The 18,948-nt window shown below is 48.5% G+C and carries 19 protein-coding genes, 1 other RNA gene and 1 riboswitch; of the genes, 6 read left to right on the top strand and 14 right to left on the bottom strand.

The window, feature by feature from the left end; translation table 11 throughout:
* The first annotated feature begins 118 nt into the window (after positions 1-118).
* Together J0X21_RS04100 and J0X21_RS04095 are read left to right on the top strand one after the other, a co-directional pair.
* Positions 119-928: a flagellar motor protein gene (locus J0X21_RS04100; protein WP_206810922.1), complete on the top strand. Its 810-nt coding sequence runs from the start codon at positions 119-121 to the stop codon at positions 926-928.
* A 35-nt stretch (positions 929-963) separates the two neighbouring features.
* Positions 964-1,836, top strand: coding sequence for an OmpA/MotB family protein (locus J0X21_RS04095; RefSeq protein ID WP_206810921.1), 873 nt, complete (start codon positions 964-966; stop codon positions 1,834-1,836).
* A gap of 27 nt (positions 1,837-1,863) precedes the next feature.
* On the opposite strand, the gene J0X21_RS04090 is transcribed toward J0X21_RS04095, so the two are convergent.
* Entirely contained in the window at positions 1,864-2,913 is a 1,050-nt protein-coding gene (locus J0X21_RS04090; protein ID WP_206810920.1) for a M28 family metallopeptidase, read from the bottom strand.
* Positions 2,914-2,962: 49 nt separating this feature from the next.
* Here J0X21_RS04090 and J0X21_RS04085 point away from each other — a divergent pair, with 49 nt between their 5' ends.
* The 3 genes from J0X21_RS04085 (at position 2,963) to J0X21_RS04075 (ending at position 5,144) form a co-directional block, all read left to right on the top strand.
* Positions 2,963-3,403, top strand: a complete 441-nt coding sequence (locus J0X21_RS04085; RefSeq protein ID WP_206810919.1) for a YaaR family protein — start codon at positions 2,963-2,965, stop codon at positions 3,401-3,403.
* A gap of 143 nt (positions 3,404-3,546) precedes the next feature.
* On the top strand, positions 3,547-4,341 hold the full coding sequence (locus tag J0X21_RS04080; protein WP_206810918.1) for a CheR family methyltransferase: 795 nt from the start codon (positions 3,547-3,549) through the stop codon (positions 4,339-4,341).
* 533 nt (positions 4,342-4,874) lie between these two features.
* On the top strand, positions 4,875-5,144 hold the full coding sequence (locus J0X21_RS04075; RefSeq protein WP_236006066.1) for a hypothetical protein: 270 nt from the start codon (positions 4,875-4,877) through the stop codon (positions 5,142-5,144).
* Positions 5,145-5,283: 139 nt separating this feature from the next.
* Here J0X21_RS04075 and J0X21_RS04070 read toward each other — a convergent pair whose 3' ends face one another.
* The 8 genes from J0X21_RS04070 to J0X21_RS04035 all read right to left on the bottom strand — a co-directional run bounded on the left by J0X21_RS04070 (position 5,284) and on the right by J0X21_RS04035 (position 12,397).
* Complete coding sequence (locus tag J0X21_RS04070) at positions 5,284-5,472, bottom strand: Rossmann-fold NAD(P)-binding domain-containing protein (RefSeq protein ID WP_206810916.1); 189 nt, start codon at positions 5,470-5,472, stop codon at positions 5,284-5,286.
* Between the two features lie 243 nt (positions 5,473-5,715).
* Entirely contained in the window at positions 5,716-6,096 is a 381-nt protein-coding gene (locus tag J0X21_RS04065; protein ID WP_206810915.1) for an EamA family transporter, read from the bottom strand.
* Between the two features lie 166 nt (positions 6,097-6,262).
* Positions 6,263-6,766 carry an ATP-binding protein gene (locus J0X21_RS04060; RefSeq protein WP_206810914.1) on the bottom strand — a complete coding sequence of 168 codons (504 nt, stop codon included), beginning with the start codon at positions 6,764-6,766 and terminating at the stop codon, positions 6,263-6,265.
* Between the two features lie 31 nt (positions 6,767-6,797).
* Positions 6,798-7,130: an STAS domain-containing protein gene (locus J0X21_RS04055; protein WP_206810913.1), complete on the bottom strand. Its 333-nt coding sequence runs from the start codon at positions 7,128-7,130 to the stop codon at positions 6,798-6,800.
* 5 nt (positions 7,131-7,135) lie between these two features.
* Positions 7,136-8,953, bottom strand: coding sequence for a DUF342 domain-containing protein (locus tag J0X21_RS04050; RefSeq protein WP_206810912.1), 1,818 nt, complete (start codon positions 8,951-8,953; stop codon positions 7,136-7,138).
* 24 nt (positions 8,954-8,977) lie between these two features.
* Positions 8,978-10,192: a PP2C family protein-serine/threonine phosphatase gene (locus J0X21_RS04045; RefSeq protein WP_206810911.1), complete on the bottom strand. Its 1,215-nt coding sequence runs from the start codon at positions 10,190-10,192 to the stop codon at positions 8,978-8,980.
* 1 nt (position 10,193) lies between these two features.
* Positions 10,194-11,264, bottom strand: coding sequence for an HD-GYP domain-containing protein (locus J0X21_RS04040; protein WP_206810910.1), 1,071 nt, complete (start codon positions 11,262-11,264; stop codon positions 10,194-10,196).
* Between the two features lie 5 nt (positions 11,265-11,269).
* Positions 11,270-12,397, bottom strand: coding sequence for an HD-GYP domain-containing protein (locus tag J0X21_RS04035; protein ID WP_206810909.1), 1,128 nt, complete (start codon positions 12,395-12,397; stop codon positions 11,270-11,272).
* Between the two features lie 72 nt (positions 12,398-12,469).
* A riboswitch (cyclic di-GMP riboswitch) is annotated at positions 12,470-12,554 on the bottom strand.
* Between the two features lie 236 nt (positions 12,555-12,790).
* On the opposite strand from J0X21_RS04035, the gene J0X21_RS04030 reads away from it, so the two are divergent.
* Positions 12,791-13,120 carry a helix-turn-helix domain-containing protein gene (locus J0X21_RS04030; RefSeq protein ID WP_328812221.1) on the top strand — a complete coding sequence of 110 codons (330 nt, stop codon included), beginning with the start codon at positions 12,791-12,793 and terminating at the stop codon, positions 13,118-13,120.
* Positions 13,121-13,253: 133 nt separating this feature from the next.
* On the opposite strand, the gene rnpB is transcribed toward J0X21_RS04030, so the two are convergent.
* From rnpB to J0X21_RS04005, 5 genes are all read right to left on the bottom strand, one after another.
* Positions 13,254-13,693: RNase P RNA component class A (gene rnpB, locus J0X21_RS04025), an RNA gene on the bottom strand.
* 448 nt (positions 13,694-14,141) lie between these two features.
* Positions 14,142-14,300 carry a hypothetical protein gene (locus tag J0X21_RS04020; protein WP_206810907.1) on the bottom strand — a complete coding sequence of 53 codons (159 nt, stop codon included), beginning with the start codon at positions 14,298-14,300 and terminating at the stop codon, positions 14,142-14,144.
* Positions 14,301-14,454: 154 nt separating this feature from the next.
* On the bottom strand, positions 14,455-15,723 hold the full coding sequence (locus tag J0X21_RS04015; protein WP_206810906.1) for a Nif3-like dinuclear metal center hexameric protein: 1,269 nt from the start codon (positions 15,721-15,723) through the stop codon (positions 14,455-14,457).
* Between the two features lie 80 nt (positions 15,724-15,803).
* Positions 15,804-16,625, bottom strand: coding sequence for a tRNA (adenine(22)-N(1))-methyltransferase (locus tag J0X21_RS04010; RefSeq protein ID WP_206810905.1), 822 nt, complete (start codon positions 16,623-16,625; stop codon positions 15,804-15,806).
* A gap of 1,145 nt (positions 16,626-17,770) precedes the next feature.
* Entirely contained in the window at positions 17,771-18,205 is a 435-nt protein-coding gene (locus J0X21_RS04005) for a phosphate-starvation-inducible PsiE family protein (RefSeq protein ID WP_206810904.1), read from the bottom strand.
* Positions 18,206-18,948: the final 743 nt, after the last annotated feature.

Genomic DNA, 18,948 nt, shown 5'->3' with positions numbered 1-18,948 from the left:
AATTCCTAGCCTTAATGTCGTTTTTTACTGTATAATGAGGACAGGCAAAGAATCTTGTCCACAAGGGAGGGAAGTCGTGTCTGCCATTAACCAGAAATGACGGATGCACGGCGATTAAATGGATTTATCGACGACTTTAGGGATTATAGGCGGAATCGGGGCTCTACTCTTAGGATTCATCCTGGAAAAAGGGAGTCCCGGCGCACTTTTGCAACTTTCTGCCAGCATAATAGTGTTCGGCGGCACGATTGGCGCAGTTGTTGCCAGTTTTCCGCTCTCCGAACTTAAGAAAGCGCCTCAGTGGTTCAAAATTGCCTTTGGCAATCAGTCTTTCGGGTCGGCTGAAGCTTATGAAACCCTGATCCGCTTCGCGGAAAAAGCCCGGCGGGAAGGGCTTTTAAGTCTGGAGCAGGAACTTGAAGTTGTAACTGATCAATTTACCCGTCAGGGAATGCAGCTGGTTATAGACGGTACTGACCCGGAAATCACGAGGGAGATTCTTGAATCTTACATAGCAGTCTTGCGTAAAAGGCATAAGGTTGGAATTCACGTGTTTGAGGCCGCGGGAGGATATGCCCCCACCATGGGGATTATCGGAACCGTAATGGGGCTGGTACACGTCTTAGGCAACCTGTCTGACCCCAGCGCCCTTTCGAGTTCAATTGCCGCAGCCTTTATCGCCACTCTCTATGGGGTTAGCTCCGCTAACTTAGTCTGGCTGCCAATCGCTACTAAATTAAAGATTAAAGACAACTTTGAAGTGGCTGCTATGGAAATGATCTTGGATGGCATCCTTTCCATCCAAGCCGGGGAAAACCCCTCAATTCTTAAAGAAAAACTCAAAACTCACCTTGGCAACATTCCGGAACCGCAGGCTAAAGGAGAAGAAGCCGGGGCCGGACGAGCCGCAATGGGTGAGGTCCAGTAAACTGTGGACGGCGAGCAGAGAGAGGAGTGATGTTGATGGCGAGAAAGAATCAGGAAGTTGAACCGGAAAAAGACAATGCTGAACGCTGGCTCCTTACTTATGCCGACCTTATTACCCTCCTCATGATCTTTTTTGTGGTTCTCTACTCCATGAGTAAGATCGATGCCGATAAATTCCGAGCAATCGCGGATTCACTAAACAAAGCACTCGGTGGCGGGACTCCGTCGAAAGTGGAACTTTCGAACAGTCCCATGGGACCATCCCTGTTTCAGACCGGACATGCGCAAACAAAGGCCACCGTCCCCGGACAAACGGATAAACCTGATAATACCGCCAACTCCGAATATGCCGGGCAGAACGACAATCTAGGCAGCGGGAATGTCGAACAGGAAAACCTCACGATTGAAGGAATCAAAGCGAGGCTCGATAAGTTTGCCGCTGACAACGGCTTCGAGGCTAAACTTGTAAGCTCAATCGAAGAGAGAGGCCTGGTCGTTAGTATCCAGGACACCCTTCTCTTTGACAGCGGCTCAGCCGTGATTACTCCAAAAGCCCGCGAAGTCTTAAACAAGATTAGCACGGTGCTCGCCAGTGCACCCAACTACATAAAAGTGGAAGGGCATACCGACAATTTGCCCATTCACACGCCCCAGTTCCCCAGCAATTGGGAGTTGTCCGTCCTGCGCGCGACCAATGTTGTGCAGATTATGGCAACCGAGGGCGGAATTAATCCGGACCGCCTTTCGGCTACGGGGTATGGAGAATACCGTCCTGTCGCTGCCAACAACTCGGATGCCGGCCGGGCGCGCAACCGCCGGGTGGATCTGGTGATTCTGCGTTCTAAATATGATTTGACGGAACCCAGTAAAAACCTGGTCGGACAACAAATTAGCCCGATTAATCCTTAATTTGGGCAATTCACCCCGCACCAAGAGCTATCTGAAGGCGGCTGTCTTGACAGCCCGGTATAGAACTTCCGCTGCTAACTTTAGCTGATCCCGGTTCAGTAGATTAGCGTCATCTTCCGGGGTGTGGTTCTTCACAAGCCAGCTGCGGGACAGCAGCGTAACTGCCGGAATTCCTTTACGCGCAAAACTTATGTGATCACTGTTATGGCCGTTAGTCGGACCCAGGGACGCTGAGGCTCCGGCTTGGGCAGCCGCGTCAGCCATAACTTTGGCCGCACTGTTTAAGCCGTCGGCCCAGAGCATGAAATCACCGGCAGGCCCATTGCCCACAGTATCTACGTTAAACACGGCCACTAAGCGCTCAAGCGGAAACCTCGGATTCTCCACAAAAGCCTGCGACCCTAGGAAACCCATTTCCTCGGCGCTCCAGAAAGCGGCCACAACCGTGCGTTTGGGTTTGATTTCTTCACGTACTAATCTGCGCATTACTTCCAGAACACAGCCAACCCCTGAAGCATTGTCATTGGCACCAGGGTAGAGCTTGCCTTGGTAAATTCCAAGGTGGTCGTAATGGGCGCATATCATAATTATCTCCTGCGCCCTCTCCCCCGGCACAGCGCCAAGCAGATTGAGAGCAGGGATTTTTAATCCCGCCTGCGGGCGCAGCACTAAACGTCTCTCAACCACAGTAGCGGCGGCCTCGGGAATTGTAAAAGCATGGGCAAAACCTGGTTTTCCGTCTTGCTTAGGGCTTCCCATAGGGACTAAGCCAAGGCCAGCCATTTCCTGAATCAGATACCCGGCAGCTTTACCCTCGCCGACGCTCCCGGCGCGTCTACCCCCCAAGTCGGGGCTAGTCAGGAAATTTACATCATCCCAAGCAGTCCGCTCTAAATGCGCTGCGACCAAACCCTTAAGATCCAGTTCTTCCTCTGCAGGCAAGCGCACGAATTTGACCGGCGGGCGTACTGCCCAGGATTCCAACGACCCCTGTAAGCGCCGTGGCAGGCCGGTCCACGGAAGAGCCACTGCACCCAAACCACAAAGAAGCTTTATAAAAGCACGGCGCGTCTGCACAATCGTCTGTTCCTTTCTTAGAATATCTGTGTAAAGGAGACCTGCACCTATGTCCATGCGTATCGAGCGCACAGGTCAAACCGCTGCCAATGAGCATGCTAATTCAAAATCTCCACTTGCAGGCGGGGCAGACTTTCGTCAAACCTTGGCCAAAACCCAGAGCATGCAAGAGCAAGAGTTGGAACAGTTTTTAGCCAAGCTGAGTGAACAAGGACAAAAACTGGGCAAATCCCTATCTTTAAAGGACTTAGCTGATTTTAAGTCATTAGTCAAGTCCTTTCTGCGTTCAACCTTTGGTCAGAGCCGCCAACTTCAGGAAGAAACTTTCTGGGATTATGGCGGCAGGCCCAAAGTCATGGCCCGCATCCGGCGCATCGACCATGCCCTTGAGGAACTCGGCCGCAAAGTGTTAACGGAGCAAGACAAACCCTTGGAGATTTTGAAGAAAATAGACGAAATCCGCGGGCTGATTGTCGACCTCTTTGCCTGAAACGGCTCTATTGAAACGAACTTCGGAACAAAGTAGGATTTTTTGCCCCAAGCCCAGAATAGAATAGAGTAAACCTTAAGCCAGGCATTTCTTAATTTCATGAACGAGCCTGGAAGGGAAATTCCCGTAGAATGAGGTGCAGAATGCTCCGCAATTTTGACCCTAACAGCTATGAAGGATTTGTTAAAGCCTTCTTACCCAAAAGCGGCCTGGATTTAAATTTCTATAAACAAAACCAAATGCAGAGGCGGATCCTTAGCTTCATGAATTCGCACGGATACAAAACTTATCCCGAGTTTCTCAAAGCCCTTGACCTAGACCGCCAGTTGTATGACTCTTTCTTCAAGCATTTAACCATTAATGTCTCGCAATTTTTTCGCGATTTTAACCAATGGAAAACCCTGCGCGAAACGATCATACCCAAACTTGTACAAGGGAAAACCTCGCTTAAACTTTGGAGCGCGGGCTGTTCGAGCGGCCAAGAGCCCTATTCCCTTGCGATTACCATGCTCGAATATTTTCAGGCCATTCGCTTCACCGTCTTAGCTACCGACATCGATGCCAACGTCCTGCATCAAGCTAAAGACGGAATTTACAAGCACCAGGATTTCGCCAGTACGCCGCCCGAGCTGCTCAAGAAATATTTTACTCAGACTGAAAAAGGGTATCAAATTAATGACAATGTCAAACGCGCGGTTACTTTTCACAGTCAAAACTTGCTGACCGACCGGTTTGACACCGGATTCGACTTTATCGCTTGCCGCAATGTCGTCATTTATTTTACGGAAGAGGCCAAGGAGCTGCTGTACAAGAAATTCACGGAATCTCTGCGTCCCGGTGGAATTCTTTTTACCGGGAGCACCGAGCATCTATTTGGCCTGAATCATTTAGGCTTGCAGCCGGTGTCATCTTTCTTCTATCAAAAACACGGGAAATAGCGCTATTCAAGTACTCAGAATTCAGAAGTCAGACTCCCATGCCGCTATGCGGCACCACTGATGGATGAAAATAGCCAAGGTGCATTACCCGCTCACCACGCGCCGGAGCTGTTCGCTTGTTGATTCAGCTACAGCGCCAAACCTTAGGGTAATACCTGAAGTGAACCGTGACGCTGCTTAACGCTGAATCAACTGCGCTCTCGACGCTCCTCTGCTCTACGGTTCGCTAAGTAATTGCCCCTCGTCTATTTTCAGGGCAGAAGTCAGAATAATGTAGAATATGCTTACTGGTTTCCACACTGACTACTGACTACTGACTACTGACTACAAAGTATTATCGCACATTTTTTTACTTCTTGTATACTCTTGTACATTATTTAAGAAAAACCTCTAATAGTATTTCAATATAATAGCTTTTGTCGGACAATTATTCACCGCAACCCTTTCCGAATTTGCTACACTGAAGGTAGTTCATGTTATCTCTTCTGGTTCTAACAGAGAGAAAAAATATAACTTGGAAAGGTGGGGTTTACTTGTTCTTTCATAGCCGTCTGATTATTGGGTACATCCAAGAGCCGGAGTTAAACCGCTACAAGTTCCAACTTGCTGGAGGGGATGAAGTCACCGTCAGCAAAGAAGATTTTACAGAGCATTGGCTAGCGTACCGCACTTACGAAAATGAACGGGCCTCCCAGCAAAGCCTAGAACATTACCGCCCGCTTCCGGTCACTTTAGAAATAAGGCATTCCATCATGGTCTTCCCCGCCAATGTGAATTTGCGGCGCAGGCGTCAATCGGCCTAAGCCGAAATTAATCCTGTATAGATCAAAAATGTATAGCAGATCATAATTTTAAGGGCTCACACCCTGTAGTTCAGGGAGGAGCCCTTTATTCCTATATCCTAATCGATTTAGAGCCAGATTGATTTATATGAGTATCGCTTTAGACGGTTTCTCTAATTCTATTATAGTGGCTTATAAAATCCTCCAATTCATAAGTAATCCCTTTGCCCTGATGTTCCAGCGATACCTGCTGATCTTTAGGGTTATAGCCAATGAATTTCATCCCAAGTTGTTTAGCCATTTTAGCTAACTGGATTCGTGCACCTCTGCCAAAGTCTTTAAGCACCATCGCCACACGCCCCTTTGATTCTTAGGATTCACCCTTAGGGATTGCTTAGTCTCGATCGCTTACTCTCAATATTAAGTTTTCCCTTTTGCCCTCTTCCAGACCCTATCGCTACTCTGGAAATGTTTGCGTCTTATAAGGAAGACATCCCTGCTTATGCAAGCATAAGCCTCTTGTAGTCATGATACCGCACTTTCTGCCGGGCCGCAACTCCCCTTTAGGCCCAAAGTCGGCGGAAATTCATCCTTAGCTCCTGCCAAACAGCCCCAAAATGCTGATTCCCAGCAAAATAAAAGCACTGCCAATAATTTTTGGCAAAGAAAATGATTCATGCAAAAAGACAGCTGCCAATACAAAGGCTAGAACATAGCCCAAGGATACCATGGGATAAGCCACACTTAATTCCCAGCGCGAGAGCACCACCAGCCACAAAACGGAACTCACGCCGAAACACGCAAACCCGATAAAGATGGCGGGTGTTAAAAGAATGTTGATTAACTGTCCCCAAATCCCACCGGCAGTGATGTTCTTGAAATGCATCATCCCCAGTTTCAGTAAAAACTGCCCCGTGGCTCCGAGAAGAATGGAAACAAACGCAATACCTAAACTTCTTAAATCGACAGCCATTATGTACTCCTTAAAATTGTTTTAACAGAACTTGCCCAAATAAAGTCAGATCAGCTTGCAAAGACTGATAGTTGTGAACCGTATCTTAAGAGTCTTCTATGTTAATTTTAACCAATAAATTCCCCTCTTACAAGCCCTCGTGAAAAACTAAAGGAAAACCGGATGATCATCTAAGAAAGTCCAAGGCCAGAAAAGTGCCCTGCTCCGATGACGCAAGGTGAATTTTGTCCGCTACTTTGTACATCGTACTGAAACCATAGCCTAATGAAATCTTGGTGGAATATCCCTGACGAACAATCATGTGGGGAAGCATAAGCAAGTTCAGACCGGGCCCTTGGTCTGCTACGATCACCCGAATGCCGTTTCCTGTCTCCCGAATTTCCATCTTTCCGCTGTGAGCGTGCTTAAGCACATTGGTCACTCCCTCGGACACAGCCAGCATGATATGCAAAGTCCGTTGGCGGTCCCATCCTCCGGCCCCTAAAATATTCCTGATCTGTCTCCGGGCAGCGTCCACATCGGCCGGACGCCTGATCTCCAACTCGGCCTGGAGTGTGCCGGCCGATCTTAACAAACCGGTCTCCCAGTCAGCAAGTAAATCAAACTTCCCGGCACTGACGGAATGCAAAACATCTCTGGACATCTGAAAAACCTTTTCCCTCTCCCCCATGCCCCTGCCTCCTGCTGTCACGCATCCAGTCTCACGAATTCCCGGCTCGAATTTTCTCGAACATTTCAGTGCCAAAGATCTCCGGCAGCCCCAAAATATCAAAAATCTCAAACAGATCAGCCGAGATATTTATGATTTTAACATAAATCTGGCGTTCCCGGAGTTTTGTCACCGCTTTGCTAATTCCGCCGATGCCGGTTGAATCTATGAAGGTCACCCCGGCCAAATCCAGGTCAACTTCCTTCACCCCTGCCAGCCCGCTTACGCCTGTCAGAAGGAAATCGACCGTAGAAATATCCAATACCCCTTCCAGAAAAAGCACAGCCCGCTGCTCAGAGATCTCCGTCCGTATTTGCAACAACATTCTGCTTACAACTCCTTTCTGGTACCCGGATACTCTCGCTCCAGCCTTAAGTCCCCGTCCTTGCCTACGCTGGCTCGCAAACGGCGGCAGTTCTCCGCAATAACCAGATGATCCGCACCGTGTTCAATGATTACAACCGGATGGACAATATTGGCGTCTAAACAGCAATTGTCAAGCAGCCGGATTATTACCTGCGCATCATTGGGCGAACCCAGTTCCTGAACCTGGATTTTTTCCCGGGCAGTCAGGCGGCCGCCTCTTACCTTGCCACCGCTGATTAGAATTTGACCTGCGGCGTCCAGCTCCGAAACAATGCTGCCCTGGCCTTTCACAATGATGTTTCCGCTCGCCCGCACCACACTGTTTTGCACATAACCCACCTGCACATCGGCTGTATTGCTGATCAGCCACATCAGAGTCTCCAGGGTCTGCTGCACCTCTTGGCTTAGCAGCTCCAATTCGGCCTGGTTTTTTATGCGAAGCGGACCTAAATTACACAGTTTTTCGTTTAAATCCCGCCCTAACTCAACCAGTTCTTGTTGCGGCCAATTTTCCGTTTCAGCCAACACGGACAAAAAATCATTGACAAGCTTTGGTACATCCTTATACTTGAAATCCATTAAAAGCTGAACCAAGCGTCCTTCGCCATTCAGCTTTAAATCCGCGGTGTTAAAAGACGGTTGGCGTTTCAGAACTTCCATGGAACTGAGCAGTTGCTTCAGGCGGTCTGCCAAATGCTTAAGCACCCCATATATCCGCCTGTACTGGGACGATAAGCCGCCGGCCTGGATCCGGGCAGTGATAGCCTTGTTATGAATAATGATCTCGTTATTGGCATAAAGAGAAGCGTGAAGGACATCGCCCCATACTTCGATGCTCCCTCCGGCTTCCACACCAAATCCGTCCAGAACACTCCCCGTCACAACGATGTTGCCTTTGAACTTGATATTTCCGGTCTTTCTATCCACGTCTCCGTTGATGATGTGCACAGGCTGGACGGACAAATACTTACGGATTGACCCCTCTAAAACCGGTTTGCCGGAAACTGCAGCCACCGCAACCGCTCCGTCTTGGATGAGACTTACCCCGCTCTTGATAAGGATCGGTTCGTCTCGCGGAGGGCGGGGTGGTATAATTTTTCCTGTCACGTCCATACCCGCCTTCCCATCCACGGGAAGGCTTTTGACCGCTAAAACCGTCCCTACGGCAACAGACAAAGGATTGCCCTGGCCGTAAGGTTCAACCGTTCCCTGAAAGCGCCCGCTGTTTTGAAAGGTATAAACAATCCCGGCATCCTGGGGTGGTAGTGGCAGTTGACCGGCTGCTACTTCGATACTCATGTTCTCGTCTTCCAGCTCAAGCGCTTGCCGGATTGCTTCCTCGTTAATTCCGTAAACAACCTGATTTTGGTGCAGGAGATCCCGCACCTGTTCGAAAGTAAGCTGCGGCCAGATGACTTGAGCAATACTGGCTTTAACTGTTGCTTCCCCTGTCGGCGGAATATCTTCAACCACATAGCGCTTCCCGGGTTTTTTCCGCACCTGCAAAAAAGCTTTCAATTTGTCTGAGCTTAATTTAACCTCTAAATTCAGAAAAGGCTCCGTATTAAGGGGTTGTAATTTGATACTGTCACCTTCGTGGACGAAAGCAGTCCGAACGATTTTTTCTCCGTTAAGAAAAACCTGCAAATTCTTGTCCGGAGTAAGCGTAGGAAACTTGCCACACCCCCGGGGATTGCAGACTATAACTTGACCGTTCTTGATTGTAACCCAGCCGTCCTGATCCGGCAGATCCGCTTGTTGCCCGACTCCTATGCCAACCATCGGTTTTCACACCTCCCCATCTTGTTATTCAACCTTAAACAATAAAAAGCTAATGTCATCTCGTTGCCTGGTATCACCTATGTGTTGGCCTAGGTGAATAATTAATTTGTCGGCAATTTCCGCTGCGCTGAAGAGAGCGTTTTTCTCTAAAACGTCAACCACCTTGCGCAGGCCGAATTGTTGCCCTTCCGCGTTGACGGCTTCCGTTACGCCATCACTGTAAAACAAAACAATGTCGCTTTCTTTCAACTGTACGCCTGCCAATTTGAATTTGTAGTTTTCCAGACCCCCTATATAAATCCCTTTCACTTTAAGCAATTCAAATTGCCCGGTCCGGCCATGATAGATCAGTGGCGGGAGATGACCGGCATTGGCCAAAAACAGAATCTTTTTGACAGGCTCATACAGAGCGTACTGCAGCGTCACAAAAATGCTTTGGCCGGCTAGATCCGGATAAAGACCCCTGTTCACTTCCTCAAGCACGGCATCAGGCTGAGAAAAAGTGCGGGCCGCAGTACGGAGGGCCACCCTGGTCATAGCCATCCATAGGGCAGCGGGAATGCCTTTCCCCATGACATCTCCCACGGCAATCCCCAACAGCTTATTCGGTGTTTGAAATAAGTCCAGGTAATCGCCGCCTACCTCATGGGCCATTAACGAGCGCATGGCCAGGGAAATCCCTCTGATATCCGGTATTTTTTCCGGCAACAAACCTGTTTGGATATGCGCTGCCATTTCTAATTCTTTGCTCAAACTCCTACCGTTGACACCGGAATGATAAGTATAATTGTAAATCCCCTGCGCCAGGTTTCGGATAATCTGATGTACCAGCATCAGCGTAACGTTCCCGGCGTGGGTATCCGGAGCAAACCACAAGCAGACAGCTCCTACGACCTGAGCCTGTCTGAGCAAGGGGCTGGCGATAAGGAGCATCTCCTGGTTTTCTCCGACCCGAAGTTTTTGCCAGACGAGAGATTGCCCCTGCTCGATTGCCTGCTTGGCCACTGTAAAATCCAAATTAACAAGTTCCGACGGCAAGTCTTTAACGGCTTGATAAATCGCCAAGCGCTCCTGGCTGCGCCCCCCGCCGGAGCGAGCCAGCCACAGACTACAGCAGGAAGCTCCCAGACCCGAGCACAGGCGGCAAGTGATTTCTGTGAAAGCTTGCTCGTCTGCTTGCGCTTGCAGGAGAAGAGAACATACCTGGTAAAGAATTTCCGTCTCCTCTGTCCTAGTCATCTCAGTTTCCCTCATCCAAGATCCGGACAATACAGCAGTTCGGATTCAAAGCCAAATCCAACTCATAGGGAGGAACCATTCTTTTCCCTCCGGAATCGGCCAGCACTCTGACCCGGGGCCGCGTTGGGTATTCTTTATAGGTCTGCACGACTACACCTTTTTCTTGCGTATTGAGCATGATTAAGGTTCCAATGGGAAAAACAGCAACCGTGTTCATGAAATTTTCAACCACGTCAGGGTGAAAGAACTTTTCCCGGTTGGCAATAATTAATTCAAGAGCCTGAAAGGGCAGGCAGCGAGGCTGCCCACCCCAACCACTGGTTAACTTATCGTAAAGGTCGGTTACCGCAACAATCCTGGCGAATTCATTAATTGCCCCTTTTTGCAGTTGCCTGGGATAGCCGGTGCCGTCGTAACGTTCATGGTGTTGTAAAGCCACATGGGCAACAGACAAACTGAAGTTTTCCAACTTGCGCAAAACCTCGAATCCCAGAACGGTATGCCGTTGATACAGGTTTTCTTCTTCGCCGGTTAAAGGCCTGTCCTGATTCAAGACATTTTCCGGCAGCAAAGTATTGCCGATATCATGGAACAGAGCCCCGGTTCCCAGCTTGCAGAGTTTCTCCCGCTCATAGCCCATGGCAATCCCGGTAATCAGAGAAAGAATAGCCACATTCACACTGTGGCCAAACGTGTAATCGTTCATTGCACGGATATCCACCAAATTAACGATGATATCCTTGTTGCTCAGCAATTCTTCGACAATATCGTTAACCACTGAATTCACCTTGGCCAGTTCCAGATCCGGATTCAGCCTGATATTATCCATAGCCTCCTTCGTTATTTTCAGGGCTTGCAACCGGGTCTTCTCCGAGACGACATCGTTGATTTCAAGATCGCCCACCTCTTCGTCATGAATATAAAGAGCGAGCACCCCCAGCTCTTGGAGCCTCTGAATATAGCGGGGAGTCAAAGTAACCCCGGCGGCCAACAGGGTCTCGCCACTGGCCCCGTAAACCGCTCTGCTCACCTGCATACCGGCCCGCACCTTGTCAATGGGCACAGCCCGCATACTCATCACCCTCCCATTGGGAATTCCCGCCTGTCAAATTCCGGTCGGCTGAGGTTTGGTAACTCAGCGCGGTCAAAGGTAATGCTATTTACGGTCAAAGTACGATTTTTTCTTAAGTCAATAATCTTTTCTCCCCGTACAGGCCTTCCCTGCCGATCCGCAATGATGCGCACGACCGGACGGGTGGGCAGCTCGGCGGCAAGCGCAATCACGACGCCCGTTTCTCCGCTGCTCAAAGTCACGGTGGAATGTTCCGGGTAGAGGAGAACACAACTTCGCAATGCCCGCACAACTTCCGGAGCATAACTTGAACCTGATCCGTTCAAAATCATCTCCAAAGCATGGTAAGGAGACAACCCGACTTTGTACGGACGGTCTTCAGTCAGTGCGTCAAAAACATCCGCCACCGCAACGATTTGGGCATTGGGATGAATTCCATCCGCCCGCAAACCGTCCGGGTAGCCTTGCCCTCCCCAGCGCTCATGATGCTCCCGGACCACCCGCAAAACCTCATCCGGCCAGCCCGCATCCCGCAAGACCTGTTCACCGCGGATAGGATGACGCTTGATCACTTGAAATTCCTCCGGCGACAAAGCGGACGGTTTGTGCAAAATCTCGCGGGGAACCAGTAATTTTCCCCAATCGTGCAGCACGGCGCCACTTGCTAAGTAGGAGAGTTCCTCAATCTCATACCCCATATGGATGCCGATGATCGTCGCCAGCAAAGCCACATTCACAGAATGAATATAGGTATAGCGGTCATGGTTATCCAGCCAGGAGAAGCCGGGAAATCCGTGACATTTCTCCAGATCCCGCAGGGATCTTGCCAAAATCGGCAGCGCCTGTTTAAGATAATCAATCCGGATAAAATGAGAATTGTAGCGTATATGCTTAAGGGGAGCTTTCTGAAACTGATCGTCCTTGAAATCAACCGACTGTTTACGCCCCGCTAATTCGGTCCACTCATAGCTGACGACATAGATCTCCCTTTGACGGGCAAGTTCGTAAACTTGCGCGGTAACTGCTTCCCCTTTTTCCAAAAGTAAATAGCCCCCCTGATCAAATAAATCGAACGGTGAGGGCTTACCCAGTAAAACCGTATCAACCTGGATCGGAACAATCTGCAATTTCAAGGCACCATTCACCCCTTTCCTAAAACAAAGCGCCATACCCAGGAGGTATGGCAACTACGCAACTACTCCCTGTTCGGTAACCCAGCCGTCATCACCTTGAAGTGGAAGACCTGTGGCTTTGCGCCCCCGGCTTTCGCCGGGTTTGCCTTTCTCGCAGCAGTTATGAATTATTGTGAACGGATTTTCATTCTCTCTTGGTGCTACACTGATGCGGCATGTTGTCTAAATATATAACTTTAATGTAAGTATAAGTAAATTTATATATAATCTTGTTTCAAATTGTACCATTTAATCAATTTGATTTTTAGATTCTAACAGTATATAATTTTTCTTATTTTATAGACTAAAAGTTTGTAACCACTTATTGCACCTCCAGCTACAATAGTAGTGGGGGTGACGAGGTTGCATGATATACGAAAGCTCGTGGGGCATAACATAAGATATTTTCGCAAGTTAAAAGGGTTGACGCAGGAAAAGCTGGCCGAAATGATCGGTACCAGCGGAGCATACATAGGGTATATCGAAAGAGGGAAAAGAGTACCTTCCTTGGAACTCCTGGCGGAAATTGCTGAAAGCCTCACCGTAGAGCCGGCAGCATTGCTAACTTCATACAACGCAAAAGAACGGGAACTTTATCAATTGCTGGCTGTTTTGTCCGATAAGAAATCAAAACAAGTTAAATTTATTAGGGAAGTAGCTCAAGCTTACTTTCGATCTTTGTAACGCGAAAGAAACCAGAGTAGGAGAAAGCCTTCGGCATCACGCCGAAGGCTTTCTCCGTTAATCTTACAGGCACTGCCGGGATAAAAAACTGAAGGGAAACCGGATGCTATAGCACCTCAGTTTCCCATGAGCATGGCGAAGTCTCCGTTAAGCCGAGTTCTGTTCCTCTCGATAAGAGGTGATGATCATCTATCTGGGACCGCTGTTGCCAACGGCCTCAAGCGACCTTACCCGGGAACGAAGCGGGCCGCTTCATAGTTCCCCTATTCAGTCTTGCTTCAGGTGGGGTTTGCAGGGCCAGCCAGTCACCTGGCTGCCGGTGAGCTCTTACCTCGCCTTTCCACCCTTACCAATTCGGAGGTCAGTCGTCGGAAGCCAGATGCCGGATTTAGAGCTAACTATTTCTGACCTCTGGCCTCTGAAGACTGGCCTCTGTTTTGGCGGTATCTCTCTGTTGCACTTTCCTTGGGGTCACCCCCACTGGGCGTTACCCAGCACCTTGCCCTATGAAGCTCGGACTTTCCTCAGAGGCGGCCTTTCGGCCCTTGCCTCCGCGATCATCTCGTCAACTTCGCCAGATAATCTTACTGCAAAAAATAGAGTTGGTCAAACAAATTTTTTTGGTATTTCAGCCTAAGTTTTCTTTGTATCAGTTTTTTGATTCATCTTTCCTTGCTTACTATTCAGGTAGTCAGTATTCAGAATTCATTAAATTCATTCAGAATCCTTCCAGGCGATAACTCGGTTCCCCATGTCATACTGACTCCTGCCCTGTAACATGCCTGCAAGCTACCTTGCCCGCTCACCACGCGCCGGAGCTGCTCGCTTGTCGACTCGCTACCGCGCCAAACCTTTGGGTAATACCTGGAGTGAACCGTGGCGCGGCTTCACGCTTCGTCGACTGCGCTCACGACGCTCCTCTGCTCTACGGTTCGCTCCGCAAGGTAGCTTGCCTGTTACATTCATCAGTGGTGCTGCGTAGCAGCATGGAAGTCTGACTCCTGACTCCTGTTAAGACCTTTTATGCTCCGCTTGTATTGTCGGCGCGGTCTGTAAGTTCTTCCATCTCATCGTCAATATCCATCAAAGCAATTAACCATTTCGTCCGATTCTCGTAATCAGTAGCGAGCTTAGCTAATACTCTTTCTCTCTCGCGCCGCAGTAATTCTTTTCGACTCATGTTTTTTACCCTCCTTTATAATTTAAGTTGCACTGACTGTCATATCTTAATTACTATTTTGTCTATATTTTTATTTGTTTATAAATATTCTTGTCTTTAAGCCCATAATAATTTATCCGAGCAAAATTGTCAAGTATTGAGTATAGTAATAGTTCTATTGTTTTTCACTCGTTTGCACTAGCCAAGGTGATTTATCTGCCTTGCTCATGATAAATTCCACACCTTGGAGGGCTTTGGCAGAGCGCAAGTAATGGGCCAGGTTATGAACCATTGGTCTTTCACTAATAAAATGGCCTATGTCTGCCACCGCCATTCCTCCCTGAAGAGCATCTAGAGCAGCATGATGGTCAATGTCCCCTGCAATGAAGAGGTCAGTTCCTTGAAAAAGCGCTTTCTGGACAAAACTGCCGCCGCTGCCGTTAAGAATGGCTACTTTGCGCACTGCTTTAGCCAAGTCTCCCGCTAAGCGGATTCCTGAAAAACAAGTTTCTGTATTCTTTCCCATATTAACGCTTTTAGGCTCTCGCACAAGCACGGGGTTTTGTTCAGACCTTGGGCTTTCCTTGGGACGTTCATCAACCCAGTCAGCCCAAGGCTCATCCCTTAGCAATCCTAGAAGACGGTTCCAGACATTACCCAAACTTTCAGCCTGCGGCAGATAGCCAATGATGCCGTACCCCCTGGCTTGGCCGCGGTTCTGCAGCGGAATTAGGTCATATGCCGGTTCTTCGTAGGGGTGGGCTTTAAGCAATGCTTTGATTGCCCGCTCTGATAATCTCTCCGGCAGGATGCTTTCTAATTTAACCTCCGCCACTCTGGTTAGCTCCCCGATAGCCCCAAGAGCCGGCTCAGCCCCGGGAAGCGGGCGGAACATTCCTTCCCCGTTGCTTTGGAAAAAGCTCTCCGCGTAAAAGGTGCTATGCGCTCCACCCGTTATGCTTTCACCCACCCCTGCTTTGACCAAAGCTTGGCGTACCTTTTCCACATCTGCTGCAGGCACAAAGACAGCGAGTTTAACGAGTGACTCATATCCGGTCACGGCGAGATAATCCATCTCTCTTAAGCCCAAGCTCTGGCCTAAAAGCCGGCTGGCTGAGAACCGGGACTGATCTAAATTGGTATGGGCTGCATAGTAAGCGATACCGTGCTTAAGAAGCTGCAGCGGCACCTCAGCCTGAGGATTATCTGCCCGCAAATTTTTAAGAGGTCGAAACATGAGCGGATGATGAGCCACGATCATCTGAGCATTGCGCTCCTTGGCCTCGGCCACTACCTCCAAAGTACCGTCCAGGGCAAGCAGAACCCTTTCCACCCGATCGGCCATATTTCCCACAAGCAAGCCCACATTATCCCATTCTTCCGCCCATTGTTTGGGCGCAGCTTTTTCAATTGTCTGCGCAATCGAGCCGACTGTTGCCGCCATAATCATACCTCCAAACAAAGCGCATCTTGCTGCTCAACGTTAAGTTCTGGTATCAACGAAGCTACCGCCAAAGAAACTCCTTAATCACCGGCAAGGATGCTTTCAAAACTCTCAACTACTCTCAGCTCCAAGGTCTTGTCCTGTATAAGCCTGCCTAACTTTCCGGATTTCCCCTTCTGTATCTCCTCCAACTGCCGTGTTAGTTCTCGGCAATTTTCTGTTATTATTCGTGCGAGCAGCCTTCCGCCATGAGCAAGAATGAGGGGGCCATATTCCCACACAAGCGAGCGGGTAACTTCAGAGATTTTAACAGCATGTCCATCGGAATTAAAATTAGAAGCAGAAGCCAAGCTTTGTACTACTTTATCCTGCCACCACCGAACTTTTTCTCCCAGTTCCGCAGCCGTAAATCCTTCTTGGCGCGTATACACAATCACTGTATAAACACGGTTAGCTTCTTCTACTAAGACCTCATCTTTTAAGCGCCAACCCCTGCTGCCTAAACTTTCCCTTACTCTACCCTCTGCGCCCTGAGGCTGCAGAATGAGCGTACTCACCTCATGCAAGACCTCAGGCTTATTATTTAGTATCTCCAGGATTGTAACCCCGCCCATCCCGGCCAAGACCAAGGTATCCACTTCCCCGGGCACAAGCGGTTCAAGCCCGTCCCCGAAACGGACATCAATCCGGTCTGCCAGACCTGTGCTATACACAGCGTTCAGGGCAGACTGATAAGGTCCTTTGTGAACATCAATGGCAACAGCACCGGTGATCTTCCCGTCTGCGACCAGAGCCAGCGTCAGGTAAGCATGGTCTGTCCCGATATCCCCCAGCCTTGCTCCCGGGGGCACAAAGTTTGCAATCGTTTGTAAACGCGGTCCCAACTCGGATGCAGTATGCAAATTCTCACCTCATATCAAGCACCGGCACGCAACTCGGCACTTCTACATATATATAGTTTCGTCAGAATCTAAATTATTCAATCGCTCTTGACAATTTATTCTTATCCGGGGTCTCAGCGGAAAAGACCAAGTGATGCTTTGTTGGAATCCTATGCCGACGTCCGAACCTAAAAGAACGATGGTGAAGGTTGCATAAATCCTGACCAAAAAGGGAGCGGAATCATTCTTCGAGACAGACTTCGATGCCCAAAATCTTTCGTTTCGTCATGTAGAAGCGGCGCTAGCCAAAGAAGCCTTGCGGGATGGCAAGTTCGTCGTCAAGACAAATACTGACTTGCCTGCGGCGAAAGTTGTGTTTCTTACAAGACTCTGATGAACGCAGAGAGAGCCTTTCGAGAAATTAAGAACTTCCTCGAAGTCGGTCCACTTTACCACTGGAATGAAAAGCGGGTGCGTGGTCACATTTTTGTCTGTGTACTGGCCTATTTGTTTGAAACAGGAATTGCAAGTACTGTATAGGCGACAGTGGCAAAAAGAGTCTGAACAGATTCAACTAATCTCTGACGAGGCCGTACGGAGCAAAAAAACTGAGGAACTGGACAGCCGTTGTTGGTACACTGGAGAGCGAATTGTCAAGGAGTTAGCCCGCTGGCATGTGCTAAAGGGAGAATTTCTGTGTAAAGAGTTTCTGAGTGTACCACCACCAACGCCGAGAGGTCAGCGCATGCTGGCTGATGTCGGAATTCCGCTGCCTTCGAAAATTATCCCTTTAGCCAAATAAACTGTAGCAGTCATCTTGACCAGCTTACTCTCGACAACTAACCTCGCTAAATCGCGTGGTTAATTAGCGTGTAGTGCAAACTTGTACCCACAAACCCTTGGTATTGCTGGGGTGCTGTCAAACCTGGGCTTCAGCTTGGCTTCGCCAGTCTGTAGACATAAGAAGCGCCTCAAGCCCTTTTGGCATTAGGACTAGAGGCACCTATGGACAGCTTGGCGTATATCTACGGTTTTTGCCCCTTCAAAAAGGCAATGTCCCATATTTTCGGGGATTTCGCCTGCGGCAACCCGGTTTTTTTGCTTCCGCTTCTTTTGACGGTGTCTGTGAAGAGTGTTATCATAAGTCCATATTGTGGGAATGGAAACTATGAGTCCTCCCCGGCAGTGACCCTCGCTTTTTTGAATAGATAATAAGCTGCTACCAATAAAAATACCACTGTTGCATTGGCTAAAATTTCTAGAGAAAAAATTAAGGCATCTCCTTTTTCGATAGACTTTTCAATACTTAAAAACAATATTTCCCGCACTCCGGAAATAACCCCGATATACAAAAAAGGGCTTAAACTAAACTTTTCTTTTTTGAAGAACCGGAAAACCGTCCAGATAATCTCTTTGATTATCAGTAGCAGGAGGGCATTGCTTAAAAGTAAGAGGATAGCAGCGTGGGTGTTGCCAAAATTATGTACTGCATCGACAATCAACAATGCCGCTGCTGCGATCAGCATAACAAAGACGACTAGATGCAGCATAACCTCCGTCCAGACTACTAATCGGCTCGTCTGTTTAATAATTCTTTCCACCATTTTCCTCCCCCAAGCTGAAATTTAGTTAGTTTCTATATTAACCCTGGATTAAAGGTTTTGTAAAGTTTTTTGAGGTCGAGTTGTGTTTTTTTGACGTCGTACGGAATATTTTTATATACTATGTTTGAAAAGTGCTTGCTCTTTTATCCCATCGGCTGTCCATGGCCCCATGGAGGACAACAAAAGAGCCGTTGAAAAAAATCGGCTCTACTCGAAGATCTAACCTGATCCCATCTTGATTGTGCTCAAGCCAAAACAAAAGCGGGTCAAAAAACCCGCAAACATTTATCTAATCTGGTGGGCGATACTGGGATCGAACCAGTGACCTCATCCGTGTGAAAGTACAGTGGCGAATTTTTAAGTTAGGGTAAATAGCGTTAAACCCTTTATTCATGCGGGTTTCGGGCACTTGCCAAGAGCGGTGCCCTTTTATATTTTGTTATGTTTTTTGATAGTTTTTGAATGCGTAACTGTACACGTAACTGTACACTTCACAGCCGCAAACCGCACGCACACAGCGCCCTGATTGATTATAACACATCAAAAATAATATGATCATTCGTAGTAATCGAATTGTGGATCCCTTGTTCCGCGAGTTCAGATTCACTGATTTTATTTTAAGGCATGGTAATCTCTTACAGCAGCTACTGGATGCTGCCAGCGGATTTTAGGTAAATGGATGGATCAAAGCCTGCCCACCGTACCATGTCTAAAGCTTGGCGATTGATGTTACTTGGGAA

Origin of the sequence: Paradesulfitobacterium ferrireducens, assembly GCF_017310645.1 — a bacterium.
GTDB classification, from domain to species: Bacteria; Bacillota; Desulfitobacteriia; order Desulfitobacteriales; family Desulfitobacteriaceae; genus Paradesulfitobacterium; species Paradesulfitobacterium ferrireducens.
The sequence above is the reverse complement of the archived record's forward strand: the minus strand, read 5'-3'. Positions and strand labels throughout refer to the sequence as shown.